The organism is Aminipila terrae, assembly GCF_010120715.1.
GTDB classification, from domain to species: Bacteria; Bacillota; Clostridia; order Peptostreptococcales; family Anaerovoracaceae; genus Aminipila; species Aminipila terrae.
In genome coordinates this window covers 1,571,456-1,595,166 of sequence record NZ_CP047591.1, presented here as the reverse complement: position 1 = coordinate 1,595,166, position 23,711 = coordinate 1,571,456, and the positions used below count along the sequence as shown (strand labels likewise).

Sequence of the window (23,711 nt, the reverse complement as noted above, 5' to 3'; positions counted from 1 at the left end):
TTGACAATAAACTTATGTAATAGTAAAATGTATATTGTTAATAGGCAATACACAAGGAGAGTTATTATGAGATTAAGAAAAGAATCAGACTATATGCAGGAAGAAGAAATCTTACTGGTTGCCCAGGTTTCTGATGCACTGGCTCATCCTGCCAGGATAAAAATATACCAGTATATCATGCAGTGCAACAAAGATCGGACTCCTGTCTGCAATAAAGACGTAGTCGCTGCGTTCGACTATTCCCAGGCAACCATTTCACAGCACATAAAGAAATTAGTTCAGGCAGAACTGGTTCAGTCCCAGAGTAAAGATAAATATTCTTACTATTATGCTAATATAGGTATACTTATGAAATATTTAAACGCAACCAAAAAATTCAGTACATTTCAGGCATAATTCATTACAATAGGTAAGGAATCAATTGAAACTGTATAGTGGCATGGGGTTTAGTATTGTATTTTGTTGTTAATAAAGATGTAATATATATGTAACATGATAAATATTGGATTTTTTCCAATATTATGCTATACTATTGAGCATTAAAGGAATAAAAGGATAGACCCCAATACTTCATGTATGAAGAAGTTTGTCTATCAGAAGGAGAAATTTATGAAAAAATTATGTTTTGTTATGATTTTTGCTCTAGTGCTTTCATCAACTGCTTTCGCATTTGCAACTTCAGCAAAAACTGACAATGAGGCAAAGACTCAGGTTCAAAAGCAATCAACTCAGACAACTGCATCTGCAATCCAGACAACTTCAGCAGCTGTAAAAACTACACCAAGTGCTGTAGACACAAAGGATCAGGCAAAAGACAAAGCAAAGCTTACTGTTGCAGAGAAAAAAGAACTGATTCTGAAGAAATACACTTCAGATGAATTATCAGCAGTAAATAAAGCTGGTGAAGCTATTAAAAAAGCTGATTCCACAGTAAAAGTTCTTGATGTTAACAGCATTGTTTCTGACACAAAGGAATTTAAATTTGATACACCTCCTGTTATTAAAGGAAGCAGAACTTTAATTCCTGTAAGAGCAATTACAGAAGGCTTAGGTGCAAAAGTTTCTTATGATCAGGCTACAAAGAAGGTTACCATTGCAAAAGATGGAACTACAATTGAATTAACTCTTGGAAGCAATGTTGCTCTTGTAAACGGTAAGCAGGTTACTCTTGATACAAGTGCTAATACAATGAACGACAGAACTTATGTACCAATGAGATTTATTCTTGAAACATTTAATCTGAAAGTATCTTATGAAAAAGATGGAACTATTTTAGTAGATGAATCTGCAACAGCTCCAACTACTACAGCTCCAGCTGCAACATCAAGCGCTATTCAGACTACAACTAGTGCAGTTCAGACTACTTCAGCAGCAGTTAAAACTACAACTAGCGCAGTTGAAACAACTTCCGCTGCAGTTAAGACTACAACTAGTGCAATTCAGAAATAAACAAATTTAATAAAAATAAAGGTGTCGCCCATTTTAGGACAACACCTTTTATTTTTTCTAAGCACTTATTTTATTTTTTCTTTAACAGCTTTTCCAATCGTGCTTGCTGCTCCTGTCTTGGCATTATATACCCATACTGATAAAAATCTAAGACATCTGCATCTTTTACAATCTCTTCTATAGGCCCGCCCACTTCACTTTTTTTACTGTGATTTTTTACTGCTATGGATAAAGTCTTCATTTCTTCCTCTGTAAACAGCCCTGTTTTTTTCAGAAAATCCTGAACGGGTAAGTATCCGGCTTCTGCATGGTTTTCCTGTTTACCCGTGATGATTCTTCCATAATCGTGAATTGCACATGCAGAGGCTGCAAGAACAGGATCTACGCCCCGCTCTTCTGCCATCAGATACCCAAGCTTAGCACAACTTGAAATATGTACACGCTCCCAGTCTATAGGCTGATCCCTTTCTGAAACAAGTTTCTCATATTTGTCAATTTCTTTTAATAGTGCACTTTGTAACTGTAAAAGTTTATGCATGATTTTTACCTCCCTTTTAAAAAACTGTATTATTAATATAATACAGTAATACAATTCTATTTATGATATTGTTCATTTTTATTAATTTTAAATGAACGATATATCTGTTCAAGTAAAATCACCCTCATCATCTGATGGGGAAAAGTCATGGCTGAAAAAGACAGCTTATAATCTGCCCGCTGACTGACTTCATCTGACAATCCTAAAGAACCACCTATGACAAATACCAGATCACTTTTTCCCTCCAACCCCAGTTGATTAATCCGATCTGCCAGCTTTTCGGAACTTAACTGATTTCCTTTAATCTCTAAGGTTATAACGTAGGACTCTTTTTTAATCCTTTTTAATATACTTCTGCCTTCAGCGATTTTAACTGCTTCTTCTTCCGCTGAAGAAGCGTTGTCAGGCAGTCTCTCCTCTTTCAGTTCGTCTATTACCAATGTACAATACTTCGACAGCCTTTTGCTGTATTCTTCTATGGCATTAACCCAGTATTTTTCTTTTAATTTGCCTATACAAACAACCGTAATGTTCATTTTTTATACCGTGTAAATCATACTGATTTCGTCTTTCATCATTGTATTTAATTGCAACTGCTTGCCCAGATAGTGTTCAGACTCTTCCAGAACGTTTTTTATAGTCTGGTATGCCATCTCTGGAAAGTTATTCTCCCTGCTCAAATGTGCAAGTAATATATTTCTTGGCTTACTGCAACATTCATCCAGCAGTCTGCATAGACAATTACCTGCTGCGACATTGGATAAATGGCCCTTATTTCCCAGAATTCTCTGCTTAACATTCCATGGGTATCTTCCAACCTTCAGCATATTTTCATCGTGGTTTGCCTCTAATGCCAAAAGATCTGCCTGCTTCATTTCATCAAATATTTCATCTGTTATGTATCCAGTATCTGTAACAATACTTATTTGTTTTCCTTCTGAAAAAAATGAAAAACCTACTGGCTCCGCCGCATCATGGGAAATATGGAAGGGTTTTACCTCTATATCTCCTATAGCAAAGGTTTCTCCTGTAATAAAAACTTTTCGCCGCTCTTCAGGAACATTTTCTTCAATTTGCGACCAGGTTCCTGCATTTGCATAGGTTTCAACCTCTGGCAGTTTTTTAGATATTATCCGGAGACTTTTAACATGGTCAATATGCTCATGGGTTACAAGTACCCCTTTAACCTGTTCCTGTGGTGTCTCAGTAGCACTAAGTCCCTCAAGAATCTTCTTGCCGCTTATTCCCACATCTATTAATAATGCTGTATCGTTACTTCTCACTAAGTAACAGTTTCCGCTGCTGCCGCTGGAAAACGAACAAAAACTTAATGACATTTAATCCATTTCCTTTCATGCTTTATAAGCATCGATATATTTCGTCTTACCCCCATTGTAGGTAATTTCCCACGCTGGGAAGGCTGTATCTGATATAAGAGACTCTCCGTTAAATTCTGAACTGTTTACCCAAAATACCAATTGCATTTTTTCCACATGGATTACTTCATTAGGATCTTTTTCACTCATAAACATTAGCAGAGCTTCTTCTGGAGAGGTAACTTTCAACTTTTTCTTAGGCTCAAGAGTTAAACGCTGTCTGGTTACATCGTTTATTTTTCCGTCAAGAAAGGATACTTCAAGAAAACTGTCTCCAATGGCAATATTTTTATAGCAGTTTTTATATCTTACTACAGTAGATTTTTCCTTTGTCACTACTTTATCAAAGATAAGGTTTTCATTGTTTAACTGGCAGTCATTTAAAAATTTATCTGCCATGTCGTGGTAATCCCTCTTGCCAGAGTTCACCGGTATATTATAGATTCCCTGCTTCAGAGCCTTCTCTATCACTGCCTGTTTATCATTATTATACTCAATAGTAAGAGCTGGCATATTCTCATATTTACTGGGAATCTTAGTATCCACATAAATATTCTTTCCTTTAAGAACAGTAAATAAAACCTCTTGATCCATTACCTCATCATCCATACTGCTCTTTGTAAGATATGTACACAAGAGAAATACATTTGTAGCAATAAGTGCCACTATTAAAATATTTTTTGCTTTAGACCAATCCATTTACTTCTCCATCTCTGTTAATAGGCCTTGGAATACCCTTCAGGCTTACCATCATATAAGTCAAAGTATAAAAATACCCCGTTGACTTCTACTACCCATACCGGAACCAGCTGTAATTTTTTTTCTTTATACACCGTTCCTTCATTCTGCTGTTCAACTGCAGGCTTTAGATATCCAGTATACAGATTTTCGATTTTATTTGCAACATCCTCAAAAGAAATAGCTTTCGGTTCCTGCTTATCCTCCATACCAGATTTGGTTAATATGTAGTTATAATTCATTGCCAGCATATTCATGGCAGAAATTCGTTCCTGATTAGACTTCTTTTGAATCTGATTTCCGTCAAAATTTATTAATTCTCTTCTGAAATAGGAAACCTGACCATCCTTTACATCAATGGTGACAGGTGCGTTTTCCTCATAGAACAACCTGTTTTTTCCAATCTTAAAGTCAAATATAAACCTATAGCAGCCTTTCTTATCGTCTATAGCCGATACACTTTCAAGATTAGGTTCTATCTTTTCCCCTTCAGCCGTTTTAAACCCTCCGTGGTGACTAATAAAGGTCAATGCTGTATCCAGTGACTCGAACATGGATTTCTGCTCTGAATTATTTCCTTTGATTTCCTCCTTATATTCTATGGACCCATCCTTAGGATTAATAATGAGAACTTTCTGTCCATATCCGTACATATATATGATTTTTCCGTTAGACTCCTCTATTTTTCTTGTAAAATCAAGAGTTTTACCAAAATAGGACTGAGCCATGGATTCCGCTGCCTCTTTTTCACCGGTTTCTGAATCCCTTTTATAGTCAATAGGAACTATTGCTTCTGGACTTTCAACTGGAATAAGGGTCTGATTGGTACTTTCTGTACCTAAATACGTTTTTAAAGGAAAATATGTAGCAGCCTGTTGGGCAGATATGTCATCAACTTTCTTAAAAATCTGTAAATCTTTATTTCCTAGTAACCAATAATACTTTTTCTTGCTCCCATCATAAATAAAGGCACTTTCCTTACTTCCTTTAGAAAACCCTATTTCTGTAAGATTACTTATATTATCATATCCCTGCTGCTGATTTATATTAAATCTATCACAAAACTCGCTAAAAGGCATATCATATTGAAATCTTGCAATAATGGATGGATACTTCATGGCGGCCTTATACTTTTCTTTTGTTATCTCTTCTACCAGAATATTTGTCTCCTGTGAAAAGTTTCTAAAGGTACCCAATATCTCATTATTCCAGAGCTCTTCCTTTTTACTTGTCGCTACTATATAATCTTCATTTCCTCTCCCCAGAATCACTTCATCCGGCGTAAGAACTTTTTCACTGGTTAATACCTCGTATGACTCACTATCGTCACTAAATATAAACGCCTCCAGGCTTTTACTTCCCCATAAAAAATATAATAGTAGTATCGTTGTAAAAACCAATACTACTAGCAATATATTTTTAAATTTTTCAATTATATTTATCTGTGTCTTTTCCATATTTTATCTCATTCCCACAACTTTTTATTAACTGATTACTAATTAAATATAGATTTGATTAGATTTTGCAGAAATGCTGCAGTTCCCGACTGAGAAGAATCAAATAGCTTACTTTCATCTTTACTCTTAATAGTAACATAACATCTTCTAGAATATACTGCCCTGTTCTGATACATAGTGTCTACCCGGATCATATAAACCCCAGGGCTCCTGTTTTCCAAATTCTTCGTATAAAAACTCAGCTTATTAACAGAGGTAAAACTCTCCCCTGCAACCCAAGGGGTATAGGTCAGAGCACCACTATCCCCGTAAGTTCCCTGAACGATGGCTTTCATATCGCTTTCCCCCAAGGCTACTGATGTGGTTTCTCCTGTAGATTTTCTTACTTCATAAACATAGACTTTTATGGTTTTGGGTTGCGTTATTTTAATGGAGACGAGGAGATTACTTGATGTAACAGAACTGCAATTTACTGGATTTACGATGGTAACATCTTGATCAACTGCTGAAAATGACATGCTCACGCTGCCAAAAACTAAGGTTAGTATTAAAATAAACGTCAGTATGCACTTCTTCAAAATTTTCTCCTCCTTTCCTCTTATTGCAATGCTTTGCTCTTATATTAACTGTGCCACAAACTGGCATACAGCATAAAATTCACCAATTTACTTTAAATAGTATACATTATTATTATTACAACCGTGTTACAGCCGTTTTAAAATGCTTTTACATTTGCAAATCTACGGTTTTTGTAGCATAATAATATTATTCAAATCTCAAGAGGAGTATTATTATAAAAATGATGATTTTAAAGATTTATACGGATGGAGCCTGTTCTGGGAACCAGAATGATAATAACATCGGAGGATGGGGTTGTGTTTTAGAATATGGGGAACATCAGAAGGAACTTTTCGGGGGACAGGCAGATACCACCAATAACCGCATGGAAATGACAGCTCTTATTGAAGCTCTTTCAGCTGTAAAAAAGCAGAATCAAACCATTGAAGTATTTTCTGACAGCTCTTATTTAATGAATTGCTTCAGAGAAAAATGGTATGAAGGCTGGCTAAAAAACAATTGGATTACTTCAGGTAAAAAACCTGTTGAAAACCGCGATTTATGGGAAAATCTCCTTGCTCTTGTAGATGGGCATAACATTTCATTCTACAGAGTAAAGGGGCATGTCAATTTGAATAGTAAAACTACAAATTTTGATGCCCTTTACGAAAAATTTATTCAGATGAACGGTAATCAGTTCTCTTTTGAAGATTTTAAATACATTACACAGATGAACAACAAAGCCGATGCTCTTGCAAACAAAGGAATTAACATGATTAGAGATGCCTTGTGATTTTATTAACTGCCTCAATGGCAGTTTTTATTTGCGGTTTTGTGTTAAACGGACCCACACTCAGCCTAAGCGCCCCAGTCTCCCAGGTTCCTATAGTTTTATGGGCAAGCCCTGCACAGTGAAAACCGGCTCTTCCTGCTATTCCATACATTTCACTAAGCTCATCTGCTACCTGCTCGCAACTTTTTCCTTTTACATTGAAAGTAACTATGCCTGCTTTTTTCTTGCAGTCTTCCACCCCATACACGGTAACATTTTTCATATTCCTCAGAGCTTCATCGAGCATCTGTGTAAGGGTTTCCTCATAATCATGAATTGCATTTATCCCCATATTTAATAAAATCTCTACAGACGTTCCTAAACCTACAATACCTGGAGCATTTACAGTTCCTGACTCATACCCTTCCGGCATTTCTCTTGGCTGGTTTCTGTCTTTAGAGGAAGTCCCCGTGCCACCAAGCAAAAGAGGATCCAACTCTATTCCATCTCTCACATAAAGTAACCCCGTACCCATTGGTCCCAGTAAACCTTTATGACCGGGTAGTGCCAGGAGGTCAATATTCATATCCACCACGTTAATTGGGATACACCCTCCCGACTGCGCGCCATCTACCATGAATAAAAGATTATTTCTATGTGCCAGCTCCCCAATTTCTCCTATAGGCATGATTGTTCCTGTAACGTTTGATGCATGGGTACAGATAATCATGCATGTATTTTCTTTTATGGCTGCTTTTATATCTCTTAGATTTAAAGTACCAGTTCTGTCACATTTTACAATAGTGTGCTCTACTCCCCTTGTTTCCAGCATTTTCAAAGGTCTGAGAACAGAGTTATGTTCCATGGAGGTAGTTATTACATGGTCACCTGCCCTTAATAGTCCCTGAATGCCCTGGTTTAAAGCTCCTGTTGTATTTATGGTAAAAATAATTCTTCCAGGATTGGCAATATTAAATAATTTTGCCACACTTTTTCTTGTCTTATACACTTCTTCCCCGGTTTTCATGGACATATAATGCCCTGAGCGTCCGGGATTTCCACAATATTCAGCCATGCATTTATACATGCTTTCCAGCATAGCTTTCGGTTTGGGAAAAGACGTTGCACCATTATCCAAATAAATCATAATTTCTCTCCATACAAATCAACTTGTTTTTGAGAGCAAACTGCTCCTATATGTAATATATGTTTTTTGCGCTTATTATGTTCCTTAAAACCTTAATAATATTTTCCCACTATGCCTACAGCTTTTTTAAAGTATCCAATGTGTTGACAATTTCCATCATTGTTGATATATTTGATAGGTGAAACATGAATATATTTTAAGAGTTTTATAGGGTTCCGTAGTTTTGAATCACAAACTAGCCTGGTCCGAGATAAAACATGCAATTTTATTGTATACACGGAAGGATAAAAGCCTGGGAGATATTTTTTATATCCCCTGGCTTTTTTTATTTGTGAATTTAGAGCACTTAACCTTAGAAAGGAGTAAAAAACATGCAATGGTTATTTTTAGGTATAGCAGGAATTTTTGAAATATGCTGGGCTATAAGTTTAAAGTTCTCCCTGGGCTTCACCAGGATACTTCCAAGTATTGTAACTGTGATCGGAATGATATTGAGTTTTTATTTTTTATCATTGGCGTTAAAAACCCTGCCATTGGGTACCGCTTACGCTATTTGGACTGGCATCGGTACAGTTGGAACTGTCATTTTAGGCATACTATTCTTTAAAGAACCTGTGGATTTAGTCCGTTTTGTTTGTATCGGTCTTATAATCACCGGAATTGTGGGGCTAAAGCTAGTATCTCCCCATTAATTTAATACTTCGGCCAAAAAAAGTACCTTGCAGGAGTTAAACCATTTGACTCTGCAAGGTACTTTGAAAATATTCTGCTCTATATGTTAATTTTAATTGGTTTTTTTCTCTTTAACTGATTTAAAAATTCCTTATCCTCTTTAGACACTCTGTACGATTCCCGGATTTTCTGAATAGCTTTATTATATGTAAAATCATCCAGCTTGTTTTGGTCTTTCACAAAAATTCTCTTGTCATATCCGGATATTTTACGAAACACACAGATATTGCCCACGCAACTGCCATTTTTACATAATACCCCTCATGACTGATATTTTCCAATATTGTAAGGTCTCTTTTAATATGTTCTTGATCAATAAAGTAATCCATCAACATGACTACCCCAAATCGTATATAAAATTCCCGTGAGTCCGTTAAATAGGACTGAATAAATTCCCACAGAAGCTCTGGCTCTTTTTTTGTAAATTTTAAACCAGCACTAAAGGAATCACAGACTGCCCAGTTGTCAACCTTTGGTACAAATAATCTTATATATTTTAATCTTTCTTCAGCAGACACTTTAATAAATCCTATTGTCAGTCCCTGGAGCATTACTTCTTCATAGTAAATCTCATCCAAAGGAGCCCTGTCAAGTTCTTCAAAATACTCATTATAATTTTCTTTTGCCATTGACTTTGCCAGTTCTTTTAATGGTCCCATCCTGACTCCGATAGCATTTTTAACCCCTGGTATAAGTTTATCATTAAACGCTTTATAATTTTCTTCAGCCTGCTGCTCTAATAACTTTCTTACTTGTTCACGGTTCATTCAATACCTCTTTTCTTATATAATCCTGCATAGTGAATCGTCTATAATTTCCAATTTCTATCCATTATTCTTGCAAGGAAAGGTGCTTTTACATCTATGGCTTTCTGGGGACACATTTCCTGGCAGCAATAGCATCTTATGCACAATTTGTAATTATATTGTGGATAACTTTCTAAAGTTATTGCTTTTTTATCCACAGGGCAGCTGTCAACACATATTCCGCATTTTACACATTTATCTTTAATTATATATGGTTTTTTCTGCAGTAGGGGCTGTATGGGCTGCAATAATTTAATCTGAGTTTTTCTGTCTGTTCCCCTGTACACATTATATTTTTCATTCCCATACTTTCTAACAGCATCCTCCATGGTTAGGCACCCTTGCACCGTATCAATTTCTATGTCATCATTCTTCATTGTTCCTACACCATACTCATATCCAAATCGGTTAGTAGGTACCAGTTCAGGTTTCAGATTTATCAGGTTACAGAAAACCGTATCAAGAGCTATAGGATCTTTGGACATAAGTATTAATCCCATCTCAACAGGTGTTCCTGATTGTGGACCATTTCCCTCCATGGCTATAACACCATCCATAATATGCAGGCGTGGCTTTATAAAATTATTCAAATCAGCAATCATTCTTGCAAAACTGTCTGCATCAGTGAATTTTGCATGAAATGCTCCCTTATTCAATCCATACACAGCTCCAAACATATTCTTTGCCGCTCCGGTGATTCTCTCCAGCTGGTGTGTCTTCATTTTGCAAATATTTATAATACCATCACATTCTAAAATACCATTGCTGATGATAAAACTCTGTTCTGTTATGCCTTCCTTAAATTCCACCTTTGTACCTTTATTAAAATCTGCAGGAATTATATTTAATTCTTCCGCAGGTTTCTTTATGCCACAGCCTGCAGCAACTCTTTCAACTCCTCCTATAGGGTTCCCTGGTGAATCCCCATAATATAAGTTGTCATAGCCATGCTCCTTCAAAAGCTTTCCTACAGCTTTAAATACTGCAGGGTGTGTGGTTACTGCCTTTTCAGGGGATGCTTTAGCCAGCAGATTGGGCTTAAGCAGAATCTTTTCTTCTCTCTTAAATAAAAGTTCTATTCCCCCAAGCAGATTTATGCCATCCTCTATGGCTTTATTTACACTTTCTTCCTCATAATCTTTGCAGGTAAGTAGTACTACTTTACTTTTTTCCATCCTTGAATTTCCTACCTCTTCTTAACTTCTATTCCTTCAATCTCCAGCAACTTTATTTTCTTATCTATACCAGCACCATACCCCACCAAACTGCCGTCTGCTCCTATCACTCTATGACAAGGTATAAAGATAGGTATAGGATTCTTGTTATTTGCAAGGCCAACTGCCCTGGCCCTTTTGGGCAGCCAATCTTTTCAGCAATTTCACCATAGCTTACAGTTCTTCCATAAGGAATCTGCTGAAGGGCCTGCCAATCCTTTTTTTGAAAGTCTGTACCTGCCGGATTCAGTGGCAGCTTAAAATCTTTTCGTTCACCAAGAAGATACTCATTCAACTGGCTTATTGCTTCTTTCAAGACATCTGTCTCTTCATTTTCTACATTTTCATTTATGCTTTCGTTTTCAAAAATTAAATTCGTAATCTCACTGTTTTCTTCTGCTATACCTATTTTGCCTAGCGGGGTACCATAGTAAAATATTTTTTTCATCTACCTGATCCTTTCCAGATTCCCTCCACACTTACATCTGTAATTTGATGGATTCTTGATTACATTAGACATTCTGGTTCTTGAAATTCTTATTCCACATTTTTTACAGACCAGAACATAATTTTCTTTTAAAGGCTGCCTTTTTAGTTTACCATCTTCTTTTATCCCCAGCTGCTCCGCTGTGTCTGTCCGTTTTATACGGTAACCATAAGTTTCATTCATTGTATCTGCATATTTTTTCCACAGGGCTCCATGATTATCGCAGCCTGGGCAGGTATGCAGAATTTCATGGGCTAATGTCTGCTTTATAAACTTCTCCTGACATCCAAGCAGTCTGTATGATAATTCTATTTCAAAAGATTCCCTTAAGCCTTTTCTGATTTTTTTACAACAGCCGAACCTACTTCTTGCTCTTCTATTTATAGTAATATCACTTTTTATTTTATCTGAAACTGGCAGTTTCAATTTTTTTGCTTCTTCCAGTACATTTTTATATAAATCATTTATATACTCTGTTTCCATTTTCCTATCCCTTAATATCTGAAAAAAGCCAAAAGTGTCACTCCACCTCTGGCTTTATTCTTCTTCCTTAAAAGTATAAGGTAAAAACTCAATTATTTCTTCTTCTGAATACCCAAGACTTTTCATCCGTTTTATAAAGCCCTCAGTAATACTTCTGGCTTCTTTATATCGAATACTCTCAATAAGAAGCTTATTCCTTGTTACAAATCTGCCTGCCGTTCTCTCTGCATGAAGCAGTTCTTCCCGCTCAAGTTCAGATAATGCTTTTTGCATTGTATTTGGATTTACACTAAACCTTGCGGCCAGGTCTCTTACTGAATCAATTTTGGCCCCTGGTTCCAATAATCCGGAAATGATGTCATGTTTTATTCTTTCCATTAATTGCAGATAAATTGGCATGCTCTCATTGAACTGTGCCTCTGCCTTGTTTGTCAAAAATCCACCCCACTCTCTTATGCGGTTCCCATTGCCTTAGACAACTCCGGCTCAGAAAAAAGCCGCACTAATTCGTCTGGATGAATACCCAGTCGTTCCAGGTTTGTAATAAACTCTTCTGTTACTTTTCTGGCTTCCTTACAACGAATACTTTTTATAAGCAATTCGTTATCTGTAACATACTTACCAGCAGTTCTGTTAGATCTTACTAATCCTTCTTCCTCTAAGTTGGCTAACGCTCTCTGAACAGTATTGGGATTTGCTACATATTTTTTAGACAGTTCCTTAATAGAATCCATTTTCTGATTAGGTACTAAAACTCCTGAAACAATTTCCTGTCTTATTGATTGCATTATTCTTATGTAAGTAGGTATTGTTGTTTCCATATCCAGCTAACCTCCTAACCATTAATTTACGTCCACTCCAGCCCATTTTATGCTGTATCACGTCTATAATACAATAATACAGTAATTTTTGTTTGTCAATCCCCCAATTATTGTATAATTTGCATTTTTACAAAAAATATAGGTTATTGTATTGTTCATTTAATACAATAACACGTAATTATTTTGCTATTTTCTCCTAAATTCCGCTCTTTTTTTATATTTTTTTGTACTTTTGTATTACTTAAATAGTACAATATGTTTTATTAATTTAAAGGTATTTTCCTTATTTTTCAGTACTTTCCTGGCAATACACATATTATATTTTTACAGTTAACTTTTTAATTTATTCTAAAACCTACCCCTTTGCTTTGAAACTGAAATTCTTAGATTTTTCAGAGTTCAGCCTGAGTTTGCCTTAAAAAATTTTCGATTTAAGCCTGTTTTTTCTCAAATTATAATTTTTATTATATGGCCTCGATCACAAGCTGCTTTATTTCGACTTTTTTTCAGAAATTTTGCTATATTGTATTACTGTCATAGTACAATGCTATTACCTTTTTCGACTTTTTCATATTTATACTTGAATTTATATGTATTACTGTATGATGTCTTTAATACAATTTTTCAACAAAATTATGACAAAAATGCTTAAATTTCAACACTATCATTTTTATATCCTTATTTATTTCAAATTTTTTTCTGGTTTATGTTAAAATTTTGTCTTTTTGTGTATATGACATTTTTTTCTTTATATAACCAGACTTATACCGCCCCATCATTAAAACGAGCCTCAAATTGGCGTTTTAAGCCTTACTTCCATTTTATGTAATTTAAACGTAGTATTTTAGATATTATTTTCTTAGATTTTTATAATTATCCAAGACCAATTTTATGATTTTCTTTAAGTTCGATACAAAGTTTGTATTATATATTTAATACAATTATACAATATTTCTAATTTTTTTGTATTCTAAACTTTTCTTGTTTTTCTACGCTTTTGTTATGTTTTTATGGATTATTTTGAGGATTTTCCTAGTAAAAACGGTCAATTTTTTATGTTTTTAAGGTGTTCTATTGTATTATTTAAATAATACAATTATTTTTATATTGTTTTAGTCTAAATGTGTATTTTTAGGCATTCTATTAATAATTATTATTAAGGGTTTTTAAAGTTAAGTCTAAAAATTAGTTAAATTATAATCAATTTTTGTGCTGTGAGTTCTACAATTGTAAAAATATGTGTATTTATACTGTTTCTTTCATTTTTTCTATCTAAACTTAAGTCTGCAATTCTGACTTAACGTGAAAATCCTAAAAAGGCACTTTGGGCAATATTACTTTCTATTTCCCGCCTGTTGCTATACCGATTATTTTAGTAATGCAAGGCAGAATTTTAAATTTTTTATGGTTAAAGAAATAATAATTTTAGAAATTTCTTTTAAAATTTTTAAAGAATATTTTTAAAACTAAATTTGTGATGATTTTATAAAAGGTAACTGGAATTTAAAATAATAATTATGAAATAACATTATTTTTGCTTATATAAAAAATAGCGAGGCCCAAATTTGCGTTTTAAGCAAATTTGGGCCTCGCTTGATTGTTTATATCACATGATGTTTTTAACTACCTTATTTCTCAAATTTATAGGTATGTTTTTATTCGTATCGTAAGGCTTCGATTGGATCCAGCTTTGCTGCTTTTCTTGCAGGGAATATTCCAAAGAAAATTCCAACGACTGCAGAGAAGGTTACGGCTACCAGAATGGCCATAGGATTTATGACTACACCTACTCCGGCTATAGTCATACCTATTGCTGCTATACCTATCCCAATACCAGTTCCAATCATTCCTCCTATAACAGATAGAATCATGGCCTCTATTAGAAACTGTGTTAGTATATCATTTGTTTGTGCCCCAAGAGATTTACGTATACCAATTTCTCTTGTTCTTTCTGTTACTGATACTAACATGATGTTCATAATTCCGATACCACCTACTAAAAGCGATATGGCAGCAATCGCACCTATAGCTATAGATAATATCCCAAGAACATTATTTATCATTCCCAACTGTGATTCTGCAGTTTCATATCGGTAGAATCCCTTTGGTTCATTTTTTATCTTTGTTAAATACTCCACAAAAGATTCTGCCTGTTTTGTCTGATCCATTTTTTCATTGGCATAAATATTAATATACTGTGTCCCTTCATCTGAATACATTGCTATTGTATATGGCACGTAGCAAGTGTAACTGGTAGAATGGTCTAAACCCGCGAACACAGACTTTTCCTGTTTATAAACACCAACAATGGTTAAGTCTACATTATCTCCTAGTAGAGTTACAGGAATTGTTTTACCCACTACATCTTCTTTATTAAAGAAAAACTTTGCCGCCTTATCGTCAATTACAACTACATCTTTTTTTCCCTCTACATCACTTTTATTAATAGTTCTGCCGTAAATTATTTTATTCTTTACATCATAATTAAAATAATTTGCGTCCACCCCTGTCATATCAAATTTGCCTTTTAATCTGCCTATTTTTGTATCACTGGAGGATCCTGACGATGGTACAACATATTTAATCTGGTCCGGAAATCTTTCTTTTAGTGCATCAAGATCTTCCTTATAAAAAAGATCATTGTTCTCTATCCCATCATCTGCCATCTCCCAATTTATCATGATATACATATTTGCGCTGTAGCCTTCAAATTCTTTGCTTACGGCACCTTTAGCACTGTCACCGATAGAAGTTATAGCGATTACAGAACTGATACCGATAATAATGCCAAGCATGGTTAAAAAGGATCGCATTTTGTTGACTCTGATAGCAGACAAAGCCAGCTTAATGTTTTCAATTAACAGCATGTTCCCACCTCCTCGTTTTTAGTGGGAGCACTATTACTTGTTTTATATTTTTCCATCTGTTCACCGTTTTTAGTCAATTTGTCACTTATTATCTGACCATCTTTAAAAGTTACTATTCGGTCAGTAAATTCTGCCACATCTGGCTCATGAGTTACTATAATAACGGTATTGCCATTTTCTCTGTTTAGTTTTGTAAAAAGTTCCATAATTTCAATAGAAGAATGTGAATCTAAAGCCCCTGTTGGTTCATCTGCCAAAAGAATCTGTGGATTGTTAGTCAATGCTCTGGCTATTGCTACACGCTGTTTTTGACCTCCTGATAATTCGTTTGGCATATGCGCTGTTCTTGATCCAAGGCCTACACTTTCTAAAAGCTCCATGGCTCTTTTTTTTCTGGCAGAAGCTCCTATTTTTGCATAAACCATAGGAAGTTCAACATTCTTAAGTGCACTGGTTCTAGAAATAAGATTAAATGATTGAAAAACAAATCCTATTTTTTTATTTCTTATATAAGACAATTCTCTATCATTTTTATCACTTATTGAGATACCTTCCAACAAATATTCACCACTTGTGGGTCTGTCTAAACATCCCATGATGTTCATTAGTGTGGATTTTCCTGATCCAGAAGTTCCCATGATAGCTACAAACTCACCCTTAAAAATAGTGAGACTAATTTCTTTTAATGCCTGAACCTCTATGCTCCCAGTCTTATATGTTTTTACCAGATTAGATATACTGATTACTTCGCTACTCATTTTGATCCCTACTTTCTCTACATTGCATTTGGATCAGAAATAGTAACTTCCATTCCATTTTTCAGTTCATAAGTAGGTGACAGTACAACTTTGTCTCCAGCTTTTATCTTATCAGTAATAATTTCTGTATTAAAATCGCCTTCAATTCCAGTTTGTACTTTTATTTTTTTAAGCTTATTATTTTTAATTATAAATACATAATCTGCACCTTCATTTACATCTTCGAAGATGGCATCTACTGGAACGGATAATGCATTTTCCTTTTTATTGATTAATATTTCTGCTTTTGCACTAACTCCCGCGATTAGCTTACCGTCATTATTATTAATATTTATGTCAACAGGAACAACCTTTTCACCAGTTGTAGTGGAGCCCGTACTATCTTTACTCTCACCTGAAGGTGCTATTTTTGATACAACTCCTGAAGCTGTCTCATTTCCCAGCACATCTGCAGTTATAGAGACCTGCTGTCCCTCTTTTATTTTACTTATGTCATATTCACTGATTTTTACTTTTAACTGCAAATGCTGCAAATCCTCAATTACAAACATTGATTTATTATCTGTAGTATTATTTGCATTACTTCCAACAGTTACATTTACTCTTGTTACTGTCCCACTTATCGGACTTGTGATATTTACTTTATCAAAATCATATGTATCAAGGGAAAGCACAGCTGACTCATAGGTTGCCTTTGCCTCCAGATAATCATTTTGTGGTAATGCTCCCTGCTCATATAAAAGTTTGGCATCATCATACTTTCGCTTTGCTTCAGCAGCCGTTATTTTAGCCTTTGCATACTCTTCATTTAATGTGCCACTATCCAGTAACGCCAGCAATTGTCCTTTTGCTACTTTGTCGCCTTCATGTACATAAATAGCTTTAACTTCTGCTGTTTGTGTAGACTGGATTTCTGCTTTCTCAGAACCTTCTACATTTCCCTTTATAGAAACGACTTCTTTCAAAGTAGTTTGCTCCGCTTTACCAGCTGTAACCGGATAACCCGTAGGTTCTGTCTTTCCAAATTTTTGCGTTAAAACACATGCAATAGCAATAATAATAAAAATTACTATAGGAATGATAATCCATTTTTTCTTAAATTTCTTAGTAGTATCTTTTGACATAAAAAATCCCCCTTCTATAATACTCTTAGATTATACCCCAAAATTTTCCGTAAAGTTATTAATTCTTTCTTAACATTATCTAGAATGCCATATTTCTCTATTTTATCGTTTATTACCTATAAACAATATTATTACATTTTACATAATTCTTATCCTTATAATAAAATTTATCAAATTTCGTATTAAATTTTCAGAAAATACTTGCAATTTAGTAAAGACATGCTATAATAAAGACATAAAAGAAAAAGATACTAAAACTAATATAGATATCCAATTGTTGGAGAGTTATTACTATTTTAGAAGTTGGTATCGTAAGAAAGGGGTGAGTCCACCAGAAATGCTAACTGAACAGAAGTAGCACCGTTCATATATTTGCTTTAAAAAGCAGTTATGGGCGGTGCTACTTCTTTTTTATGTTTAATATATAAATCTATCCTTATACTTATAATTGTTATGTGAAATTAATGAATCATTGTAATTCTATAGTATATGTATACTATAACACTAAGGTTTAGTAGTACTGAGAATGGTAATAATATTTTAAACTTTATTTTTTGTGTCTTATGTCTAAAGAACTTAGAACCTGTTAAACTTCCAATCCCTCCCATAAATATGGCAGTTATTAAAAGAGTTGCTTCACTGATTCTCCATTTATTATTTTTTGCCTTGTATTTATCTATACCCATCATGCTAAAGGTAATAATGTTCCAAATTACATATAATGCTATGGCGTACTTCATAATATTTACCTTTCTAATTTTCTGTTATATTTTTCTGTTCATACAATGTTTCACGTGAAACATTTCTACTACTATTTATGTAAAATAATATATCGCACTCACAGTTTACTGTAAATGCGATATATATTTTAACTATCTTGCATTTTTTAAGAATTCAATTAATCTTTCCAAATCTTCTCTGGTATAGTATTCTATTTCGATTTTACCTTTATTACCAGAATGCTTTAAGCAGACTTTCGTACCCAGCACTTCTTTCAGTTCTTCCTCTACTTTTAATACATCAGAGGACTTAACTCTTTTTTCACTTTGCTTCTTTGTCTTAGGCTCCCCTATGGTCTTTGCTAAGCTTTCTACTTCTCTAACAGATAATCCTTGTTCCACAGCTTTATCTGCTACAGCTACCTGCATTGTTTCATCTTCAATACCGGCAATGGCTCTGGCATGCCCATTAGTAAGCTTTCCTTCCAGCACATATGCCCTTACCTCAAATGGCAACTTTAAAAGTCTTAGGGCATTTGTAATATAAGGTCTACTTTTGCCTACACTTTTTGATACCTGCTCCTGGCTCAGACCAAAACGCTCAATCATTTGTTGCAAAGCTTCTGCTTCTTCAATCGGATTAAGATCCTCTCGCTGCATATTTTCAATGATTGAAATAACCATATTTTCTTCTTCAGTTAATTCTTTAAGAATACATGGAACCTTTTTTAAATTAGCTTTTCTTGCTGCTCGCCATCTTCTTTCCCCAGCAACAATTTCGTAGCCTACTTCCGACTTTCTTAAAACAATAGGCTGTATAACACCATAGGTCTCAATTGAGGCCGCAAGCTCATCTATCTTTTCATCATCAAACCGTTTTCTAGGCTGATTAGCATTTGGTTTAATCTCATTAATGTCTAAGTACATTATAGAATTGGTATTTGAGTTGTCAGTTGAATTTTCTGTATTTGTTTCTTCCTTATTAGAAACTTCTGATGCATTAATCTCAACAGCACTAAAAAGCTCTTCTAATCCTCTGCCTAATCCTCTGTTCTTTGGTGCTGCCATTACTCTTCTGCCTCCAAATCTAAAAATTCCTCTGCAAACTCGTGGTAAGCCGCTGCTCCAGCTGACTTCGGATCATATTCCGTAATAGGCATACCATAACTTGGTGCTTCAGCAAGACGTACATTTCTTGGTATTACAGTTGTATATACTTTTTCTCTAAAATACTTTTTAACTTCTTCCACAACCTGAATGGAAAGGTTTGTTCTACCATCAAACATACTTAAAATAACGCCTTGAATTTGTAAATTCGGATTTAAGCTTTTTTTAACCAGTTCAATAGTACTCATAAGCTGGCTAACGCCCTCTAAAGCATAGAACTCACATTGAATTGGTATTAATACGCTATCAACAGCAGTCAATGAATTTATTGTAAGTAATCCTAATGATGGAGGACAATCGATAAATATATAGTCATAGTTAGATTTAATCTTATCAATTGCCTTTTTTAATCTTTTTTCTCTGCCTTCCAGTTGGACCAATTCTATTTCGGCTCCGGCAAGTTGTACACTGGCAGGAATTATGTCCATATTTTCAACACTTGTATGCATTATAGCTTCTTCAGGTGTTATTGTATCATCCACTAAAATCTCATATGTAGTTCTTGTTAATCCTTTTTTTGATATACCAACTCCACTTGTCGTATTTCCCTGCGGATCTATATCAAGAATAAGTACCCTTTTACCTTTTAACGCCAAGCAGGCTGCCAGATTTATATTTGTAGTAGTTTTACCTACCCCACCCTTCTGGTTAAATATTGCTATCGTCTTTCCCAAAATATTTCTCCTTTTTGTTTTTATATATTTAAATATTGATTACATTATAATAAACATTTTATAATCTACCTAATATTATATTATACTATATTATATTTAACCACTACTTTTTACATAATATCGCTTATTTTCACAAAAAAAAACAAGAAAATCTGACTAATTTCTTAATAAAATGTTTCACGTGAAACATTTTACAAGAAAATAAACCAGCTACCTATACAGTAGCTGGTTTATATACTATATGTAGTGTATAAATTCAACCAATGCTCTATTTACATTTTTTGTAATTTTAACCTACTTTATCACAGGCAGAGTTTTTAGGAATAAGTATTTTAATTTCAAGCATGTCTCCCAAATCTTGCTGATAATACTTTGCGTTTGCCTCCGCATCCTTTATCTGCTCAAAAGTCTTTTTTATAGAATTTATATAAATTTTATAATTTATATATCTAAGTTTATGGGCTTTTCTCATCTCCTCTTGTTTTTTATTTAATATGTCTTCTATTAGTCTTTCTGTTTGCTTCACATTTAAATTATTATCAATAATTCTTTCAAGTATCTTTTTTCTAAGCATTTCATCATCAAGTTTTAAAAGTGCTCTTGCATGACGCTCTGTTAACTGGTTCTTTATCAGCATTTCCTGTATATCCTGAGGTAATGTGAGTAATCTGATTTTATTGGATATGGTAGACTGTTGTTTTCCAACTCTTTTTGAAATTTCCATTTGTGAAAGTCCAAAGTCATCCATTAACTTCTTATAAGCAATCGCTTCCTCTAAATAACTCAGATTCTCCCGCTGCACATTTTCAACCAAGGCAATTAAAGCAACATCTTTAGAATCTACTTCTTTAATAATAGCTGGTATTTTTGATAAACCTGCCATCTTAGAAGCTCTGAGTCTTCTTTCTCCTGCAATTAAAAAGTATTCTCCCTCTTTGCTTCTGCTTATTATAATTGGCTGCAATACACCATACTCTCTGATAGATTCAGCCAGTTCAATAAGCTCATCTTCATTAAATACTTTTCTTGGCTGATCTGGATTTAAATTTACTAAATCAATGGACACTTCAATATTTTTTTTATTAAACATAAAATCATCCTCCCGATAATTAAACATCACCAACGTATACTTATCTATATATAATATTATCAGAAGCATGTCCAATTAAAAGACCCATATGATAAACAAAAAACCACTGAAATCGCTATTTCAGTGGTTCTTTCGATGGTGTTCCCGCTTTTCTTGGATATTTTGCAGATGTGTTCTGCAATTTATCAATTACTATTATATTATGGTCTAAATCATATCCTGGGAGAGATACTCTTTCTTCTCTGGATATTTTACCTCCCAGCAGAAATATTGCTTTATGCGCTTCCTTTATTTCTTCCTCCGCTTTGACTCCTTTATATGCAAGAAAATTCCCGCCTCTTTTGATAAAAGGCAGACAGTACTCAGACAACGTTGCCAGATTAGCCACAGCTCTGGAAACACATAAATCATACTTTTCTCTGTGCTCCTTACTGTGTGCTATATCTTCTGCTCGTCCATGCAAAGTTACAACATTAGTAATGCCTAATTGTGAAGTCAAATCGTCTATTATATTTAAACGTTTTTTAAGTGAATCCATTAAAACAAACTTCTTTTCTGGAAATATAAGAGCTAAAGGGATACCAGGGAATCCACCCCCGGTTCCTACATCTATAACACACTCAGCCTTATGTATTTCAGAAAAATTATAACATATGACAGAATCAATATAATGCTTTTTAATAAACTCATCTTGATCTGTGATAGCTGTCAGGTTCACTTTTTCATTCCACTCAAGAACCATTTCCATATATTTTTCGAATTTATTCAATACAATTTCATCACAAGAAATGTTTAATTGATTAAACGCTTCCCTTAGTATCTCCATTGACATTAGTTTTTCTTACTCCTTCTTGACTTTTCAAGATATACAAGCAGCACATTGATATCTGCCGGTGAAACACCTGAAATTCTTGAGGCCTGTCCTACAGATAAAGGCTTGAACTGATTCAGCTTTTGTATAGCCTCTAATCTCATTCCTTCAATCTTAGTATAATCCAAATCCTGATTTAATTTCTTATCTTCCAGTTTTTTAAATTTCTCTATCTGTTGAAGCTGTTTGGCAATATACCCTGCGTATTTTATCTGGACTTCAAGCTGCGTGATAGAATGCATGGATATATTATTCTTTCGCTCTTTATCAAGAGGTGCCAGCAAATCATAAGTAATTTCAGGTCTTTTTAACAACTCACATAATGAAACTCCACTTTTCAGCTGTGAACTTCCCAGACTTTCAAGATATGTATTTACCTCTTCTGTAGGTGCTACCACAACAGCTTCCAGTCTGTCTATTTCTGCATTTGCTTCATTCTTCGTTTTTAAATATCTATCATACCTGTCCTGTTGCACCAGACCAATTTCATACCCCTTTTCAGTTAAACGTAAATCTGCATTATCTTGTCTCAGTACAAGTCTGTATTCAGCCCTTGAAGTCATAATACGATAAGGTTCATTTGTACCTTTTGTCACAAGATCATCAATGAGCACTCCTATATAAGCTTCAGATCTGTCCAATACAAATGGATCTTTGTCATCTACTCTTAAAGCAGCATTTATACCTGCCATTAAGCCCTGAGCTGCTGCCTCCTCATAACCGGAACTGCCATTAAACTGACCTGCACAAAACAGATTTTCAATTTCTCTACTTTCAAGATTTGACTTTAACTTCAGGGGGTCAATACAATCATACTCTATAGCATATGCAGGTCTTGTTATTTTTATATTTTCAAGCCCCGGTATGGTTTTATAAAAAGCTTCCTGTACATCTTCTGGCAAACTTGTAGACATTCCCTGTATATACATTTCTTCCGTCTCAAGGCCTTCCGGCTCAACAAACAGCTGATGTCTTTCTTTATCACTAAACCGATTCACTTTATCTTCTATTGAAGGACAGTATCTTGGCCCAATACCTTCAATCTGACCACCAAATAGAGCAGATCTAGAAAAGTTATTTCTTATAACCTCATGGGTCTTGGCATTTGTATAAGTCAGCCAGCATGAAATCTGGTCCTTACTCAAATTATCATTCATAAATGAAAAAGGTACAATTTTTTCATCACCATATTGCTCCTGCATTTTTGTATAATCTAAACTGCTTGCAAGAGCTCTGGCAGGAGTACCAGTTTTAAAACGTCGGAGTTCCATACCATGCTTTTTCAGATTATCTGCCAGCTCCATAGAAGGTGCAAGACCGTTAGGCCCACTACTAAAACACCATTCCCCAATAAAAATTTTACCCTTAAGAAATGTTCCTGTGGCAAGAATTACAGATTTAGCCCTATATGCAGAACCAGTCCTTAAAATTACACCGCAAGCTTTTCCATCCTCAACAAAAATATCCACAACTTCTCCTTGCTTTAAATCGAGGTTTTCTTGCTTTTCCATGGTCTTTTTCATTTCTTCATGATACCGGTGTTTGTCTGCCTGTGCACGAAGAGAATGAACTGCAGGACCTTTGGCAGTATTCAGCATTTTACTCTGAATAAAAGTCTTGTCTATATTTAATCCCATCTCTCCCCCAAGTGCATCTATCTCTCTGACCAAATGTCCTTTTCCCGTTCCACCAATGGAAGGATTACAAGGCATCATTGCCACAGCTTCAAGATTAATAGAAAATGCCAATGTTTTTTTACCCATTCTTGCTGAAGCAAGGGCGGCTTCACACCCTGCATGCCCTGCTCCTATTACTATTACATCATAATCACCCATCATATAATAATTCATACTGCTTCTCACC

At 34.7% G+C, this 23,711-nt stretch carries 26 protein-coding genes, 1 pseudogene and 1 riboswitch; of the genes and pseudogenes, 4 read left to right on the top strand and 23 right to left on the bottom strand.

Annotated features, from left to right (window positions below; genetic code table 11):
• Positions 1-66 precede the first annotated feature (66 nt).
• Together Ami3637_RS07640 and Ami3637_RS07635 are read left to right on the top strand one after the other, a co-directional pair.
• Positions 67-396, top strand: a complete 330-nt coding sequence (locus tag Ami3637_RS07640; RefSeq protein WP_162362058.1) for an ArsR/SmtB family transcription factor — start codon at positions 67-69, stop codon at positions 394-396.
• A 213-nt stretch (positions 397-609) separates the two neighbouring features.
• Positions 610-1,449, top strand: a complete 840-nt coding sequence (locus tag Ami3637_RS07635) for a copper amine oxidase N-terminal domain-containing protein (protein WP_162362057.1) — start codon at positions 610-612, stop codon at positions 1,447-1,449.
• Positions 1,450-1,519: 70 nt separating this feature from the next.
• Here Ami3637_RS07635 and Ami3637_RS07630 read toward each other — a convergent pair whose 3' ends face one another.
• Genes Ami3637_RS07630 through Ami3637_RS07605 form a run of 6 tightly spaced genes read right to left on the bottom strand, consistent with a single transcriptional unit; the run spans position 1,520 to position 6,136 of the window.
• Positions 1,520-1,987: an HD domain-containing protein gene (locus Ami3637_RS07630; RefSeq protein ID WP_162362056.1), complete on the bottom strand. Its 468-nt coding sequence runs from the start codon at positions 1,985-1,987 to the stop codon at positions 1,520-1,522.
• Positions 1,988-2,043: 56 nt separating this feature from the next.
• Positions 2,044-2,523, bottom strand: a complete 480-nt coding sequence (gene rlmH / locus Ami3637_RS07625) for a 23S rRNA (pseudouridine(1915)-N(3))-methyltransferase RlmH (RefSeq protein ID WP_162362055.1) — start codon at positions 2,521-2,523, stop codon at positions 2,044-2,046.
• Positions 2,524-2,526: 3 nt separating this feature from the next.
• Entirely contained in the window at positions 2,527-3,324 is a 798-nt protein-coding gene (locus tag Ami3637_RS07620) for an MBL fold metallo-hydrolase (protein ID WP_162362054.1), read from the bottom strand.
• Between the two features lie 15 nt (positions 3,325-3,339).
• Positions 3,340-4,062 carry a two-component system regulatory protein YycI gene (gene yycI, locus Ami3637_RS07615; protein ID WP_162362053.1) on the bottom strand — a complete coding sequence of 241 codons (723 nt, stop codon included), beginning with the start codon at positions 4,060-4,062 and terminating at the stop codon, positions 3,340-3,342.
• 17 nt (positions 4,063-4,079) lie between these two features.
• A complete protein-coding gene (gene yycH / locus Ami3637_RS07610) occupies positions 4,080-5,558 on the bottom strand; it encodes a two-component system activity regulator YycH (protein ID WP_162362052.1) in 1,479 nt (492 codons plus the stop codon).
• A 38-nt stretch (positions 5,559-5,596) separates the two neighbouring features.
• Positions 5,597-6,136, bottom strand: coding sequence for a hypothetical protein (locus tag Ami3637_RS07605; protein WP_162362051.1), 540 nt, complete (start codon positions 6,134-6,136; stop codon positions 5,597-5,599).
• A gap of 221 nt (positions 6,137-6,357) precedes the next feature.
• Here Ami3637_RS07605 and Ami3637_RS07600 point away from each other — a divergent pair, with 221 nt between their 5' ends.
• A complete protein-coding gene (locus tag Ami3637_RS07600; protein ID WP_162362050.1) occupies positions 6,358-6,909 on the top strand; it encodes a ribonuclease H family protein in 552 nt (183 codons plus the stop codon).
• Here the strand turns inward: Ami3637_RS07600 and Ami3637_RS07595 are convergent.
• Entirely contained in the window at positions 6,893-8,035 is a 1,143-nt protein-coding gene (locus tag Ami3637_RS07595) for an aminotransferase class V-fold PLP-dependent enzyme (protein WP_162362049.1), read from the bottom strand. The two genes, Ami3637_RS07600 and Ami3637_RS07595, sit on opposite strands and share 17 nt — an antisense overlap.
• Positions 8,036-8,231: 196 nt before the next feature.
• Positions 8,232-8,336: riboswitch (guanidine-I (ykkC/yxkD leader) on the top strand.
• Positions 8,337-8,406: 70 nt separating this feature from the next.
• On the opposite strand from Ami3637_RS07595, the gene Ami3637_RS07590 reads away from it, so the two are divergent.
• A complete protein-coding gene (locus Ami3637_RS07590; protein ID WP_162362048.1) occupies positions 8,407-8,727 on the top strand; it encodes a DMT family transporter in 321 nt (106 codons plus the stop codon).
• Positions 8,728-8,806: 79 nt separating this feature from the next.
• Here the strand turns inward: Ami3637_RS07590 and Ami3637_RS18455 are convergent, their stop codons facing one another.
• From Ami3637_RS18455 to mnmG, 16 genes and pseudogenes are all read right to left on the bottom strand, one after another.
• Entirely contained in the window at positions 8,807-8,947 is a 141-nt protein-coding gene (locus Ami3637_RS18455) for a hypothetical protein (RefSeq protein WP_330586886.1), read from the bottom strand.
• Positions 8,944-9,534, bottom strand: a complete 591-nt coding sequence (locus Ami3637_RS07585) for a DNA alkylation repair protein (RefSeq protein ID WP_330586885.1) — start codon at positions 9,532-9,534, stop codon at positions 8,944-8,946. The genes Ami3637_RS18455 and Ami3637_RS07585 overlap by 4 nt, the downstream gene beginning before the upstream one ends.
• A gap of 41 nt (positions 9,535-9,575) precedes the next feature.
• Positions 9,576-10,748 carry a DUF362 domain-containing protein gene (locus Ami3637_RS07580; protein ID WP_162362047.1) on the bottom strand — a complete coding sequence of 391 codons (1,173 nt, stop codon included), beginning with the start codon at positions 10,746-10,748 and terminating at the stop codon, positions 9,576-9,578.
• 11 nt (positions 10,749-10,759) lie between these two features.
• A pseudogene (locus Ami3637_RS07575) lies at positions 10,760-11,235 on the bottom strand (methylated-DNA--[protein]-cysteine S-methyltransferase).
• Entirely contained in the window at positions 11,236-11,757 is a 522-nt protein-coding gene (locus tag Ami3637_RS07570; protein WP_162362046.1) for a SprT-like domain-containing protein, read from the bottom strand. It lies immediately after the preceding pseudogene.
• Positions 11,758-11,811: 54 nt separating this feature from the next.
• Positions 11,812-12,192 carry a GntR family transcriptional regulator gene (locus Ami3637_RS07565; protein WP_330586882.1) on the bottom strand — a complete coding sequence of 127 codons (381 nt, stop codon included), beginning with the start codon at positions 12,190-12,192 and terminating at the stop codon, positions 11,812-11,814.
• A gap of 17 nt (positions 12,193-12,209) precedes the next feature.
• Entirely contained in the window at positions 12,210-12,578 is a 369-nt protein-coding gene (locus Ami3637_RS07560; protein WP_162362045.1) for a GntR family transcriptional regulator, read from the bottom strand.
• A 1,655-nt stretch (positions 12,579-14,233) separates the two neighbouring features.
• Positions 14,234-15,445, bottom strand: coding sequence for an ABC transporter permease (locus Ami3637_RS07555; RefSeq protein ID WP_162362044.1), 1,212 nt, complete (start codon positions 15,443-15,445; stop codon positions 14,234-14,236).
• Positions 15,436-16,203 (bottom strand): ABC transporter ATP-binding protein, encoded by a 768-nt coding sequence (locus Ami3637_RS07550; protein WP_162362043.1) that lies wholly within the window; start codon positions 16,201-16,203, stop codon positions 15,436-15,438. Before Ami3637_RS07550 ends, Ami3637_RS07555 begins: the two co-directional genes overlap by 10 nt.
• 17 nt (positions 16,204-16,220) lie before the next feature.
• Positions 16,221-17,327 (bottom strand): efflux RND transporter periplasmic adaptor subunit, encoded by a 1,107-nt coding sequence (locus Ami3637_RS07545; RefSeq protein WP_162362042.1) that lies wholly within the window; start codon positions 17,325-17,327, stop codon positions 16,221-16,223.
• Positions 17,328-17,788: 461 nt separating this feature from the next.
• Positions 17,789-18,067, bottom strand: coding sequence for a DUF1294 domain-containing protein (locus tag Ami3637_RS07540; RefSeq protein ID WP_162362041.1), 279 nt, complete (start codon positions 18,065-18,067; stop codon positions 17,789-17,791).
• Positions 18,068-18,199: 132 nt separating this feature from the next.
• Entirely contained in the window at positions 18,200-19,114 is a 915-nt protein-coding gene (locus tag Ami3637_RS07535) for a ParB/RepB/Spo0J family partition protein (protein ID WP_162362040.1), read from the bottom strand.
• On the bottom strand, positions 19,114-19,887 hold the full coding sequence (locus tag Ami3637_RS07530) for a ParA family protein (RefSeq protein WP_162362039.1): 774 nt from the start codon (positions 19,885-19,887) through the stop codon (positions 19,114-19,116). Before Ami3637_RS07530 ends, Ami3637_RS07535 begins: the two co-directional genes overlap by 1 nt.
• Positions 19,888-20,176: 289 nt before the next feature.
• Positions 20,177-20,977 carry a ParB/RepB/Spo0J family partition protein gene (locus Ami3637_RS07525; RefSeq protein WP_243158136.1) on the bottom strand — a complete coding sequence of 267 codons (801 nt, stop codon included), beginning with the start codon at positions 20,975-20,977 and terminating at the stop codon, positions 20,177-20,179.
• A gap of 115 nt (positions 20,978-21,092) precedes the next feature.
• Positions 21,093-21,809, bottom strand: a complete 717-nt coding sequence (rsmG, locus tag Ami3637_RS07520) for a 16S rRNA (guanine(527)-N(7))-methyltransferase RsmG (protein WP_162362037.1) — start codon at positions 21,807-21,809, stop codon at positions 21,093-21,095.
• Positions 21,809-23,698: a tRNA uridine-5-carboxymethylaminomethyl(34) synthesis enzyme MnmG gene (gene mnmG / locus Ami3637_RS07515; RefSeq protein ID WP_162362036.1), complete on the bottom strand. Its 1,890-nt coding sequence runs from the start codon at positions 23,696-23,698 to the stop codon at positions 21,809-21,811. Before mnmG ends, rsmG begins: the two co-directional genes overlap by 1 nt.
• Positions 23,699-23,711 lie beyond the last annotated feature (13 nt).

Excerpts from the sequence above, each read along its gene's own strand:
- Ami3637_RS07640 (WP_162362058.1), top strand. The coding sequence starts at position 67 with ATGAGATTAAGAAAAGAATCAGACTATATGCAGGAAGAAGAAATCTTA.
- Ami3637_RS07635 (WP_162362057.1), top strand. The coding sequence starts at position 610 with ATGAAAAAATTATGTTTTGTTATGATTTTTGCTCTAGTGCTTTCATCA.
- Ami3637_RS07630 (WP_162362056.1), bottom strand. The coding sequence starts at position 1,987 with ATGCATAAACTTTTACAGTTACAAAGTGCACTATTAAAAGAAATTGAC.
- rlmH (WP_162362055.1), bottom strand. The coding sequence starts at position 2,523 with ATGAACATTACGGTTGTTTGTATAGGCAAATTAAAAGAAAAATACTGG.
- Ami3637_RS07620 (WP_162362054.1), bottom strand. The coding sequence starts at position 3,324 with ATGTCATTAAGTTTTTGTTCGTTTTCCAGCGGCAGCAGCGGAAACTGT.
- yycI (WP_162362053.1), bottom strand. The coding sequence starts at position 4,062 with ATGGATTGGTCTAAAGCAAAAAATATTTTAATAGTGGCACTTATTGCT.
- yycH (WP_162362052.1), bottom strand. The coding sequence starts at position 5,558 with ATGGAAAAGACACAGATAAATATAATTGAAAAATTTAAAAATATATTG.
- Ami3637_RS07600 (WP_162362050.1), top strand. The coding sequence starts at position 6,358 with ATGATGATTTTAAAGATTTATACGGATGGAGCCTGTTCTGGGAACCAG.
- Ami3637_RS07595 (WP_162362049.1), bottom strand. The coding sequence starts at position 8,035 with ATGATTTATTTGGATAATGGTGCAACGTCTTTTCCCAAACCGAAAGCT.
- Ami3637_RS07590 (WP_162362048.1), top strand. The coding sequence starts at position 8,407 with ATGCAATGGTTATTTTTAGGTATAGCAGGAATTTTTGAAATATGCTGG.
- Ami3637_RS07585 (WP_330586885.1), bottom strand. The coding sequence starts at position 9,534 with ATGAACCGTGAACAAGTAAGAAAGTTATTAGAGCAGCAGGCTGAAGAA.
- Ami3637_RS07580 (WP_162362047.1), bottom strand. The coding sequence starts at position 10,748 with ATGGAAAAAAGTAAAGTAGTACTACTTACCTGCAAAGATTATGAGGAA.
- Ami3637_RS07570 (WP_162362046.1), bottom strand. The coding sequence starts at position 11,757 with ATGGAAACAGAGTATATAAATGATTTATATAAAAATGTACTGGAAGAA.
- Ami3637_RS07560 (WP_162362045.1), bottom strand. The coding sequence starts at position 12,578 with ATGGAAACAACAATACCTACTTACATAAGAATAATGCAATCAATAAGA.
- Ami3637_RS07555 (WP_162362044.1), bottom strand. The coding sequence starts at position 15,445 with ATGCTGTTAATTGAAAACATTAAGCTGGCTTTGTCTGCTATCAGAGTC.
- Ami3637_RS07550 (WP_162362043.1), bottom strand. The coding sequence starts at position 16,203 with ATGAGTAGCGAAGTAATCAGTATATCTAATCTGGTAAAAACATATAAG.
- Ami3637_RS07545 (WP_162362042.1), bottom strand. The coding sequence starts at position 17,327 with ATGTCAAAAGATACTACTAAGAAATTTAAGAAAAAATGGATTATCATT.
- Ami3637_RS07540 (WP_162362041.1), bottom strand. The coding sequence starts at position 18,067 with ATGAAGTACGCCATAGCATTATATGTAATTTGGAACATTATTACCTTT.
- Ami3637_RS07535 (WP_162362040.1), bottom strand. The coding sequence starts at position 19,114 with ATGGCAGCACCAAAGAACAGAGGATTAGGCAGAGGATTAGAAGAGCTT.
- Ami3637_RS07525 (WP_243158136.1), bottom strand. The coding sequence starts at position 20,977 with ATGTTTAATAAAAAAAATATTGAAGTGTCCATTGATTTAGTAAATTTA.
- rsmG (WP_162362037.1), bottom strand. The coding sequence starts at position 21,809 with ATGTCAATGGAGATACTAAGGGAAGCGTTTAATCAATTAAACATTTCT.
- mnmG (WP_162362036.1), bottom strand. The coding sequence starts at position 23,698 with ATGAATTATTATATGATGGGTGATTATGATGTAATAGTAATAGGAGCA.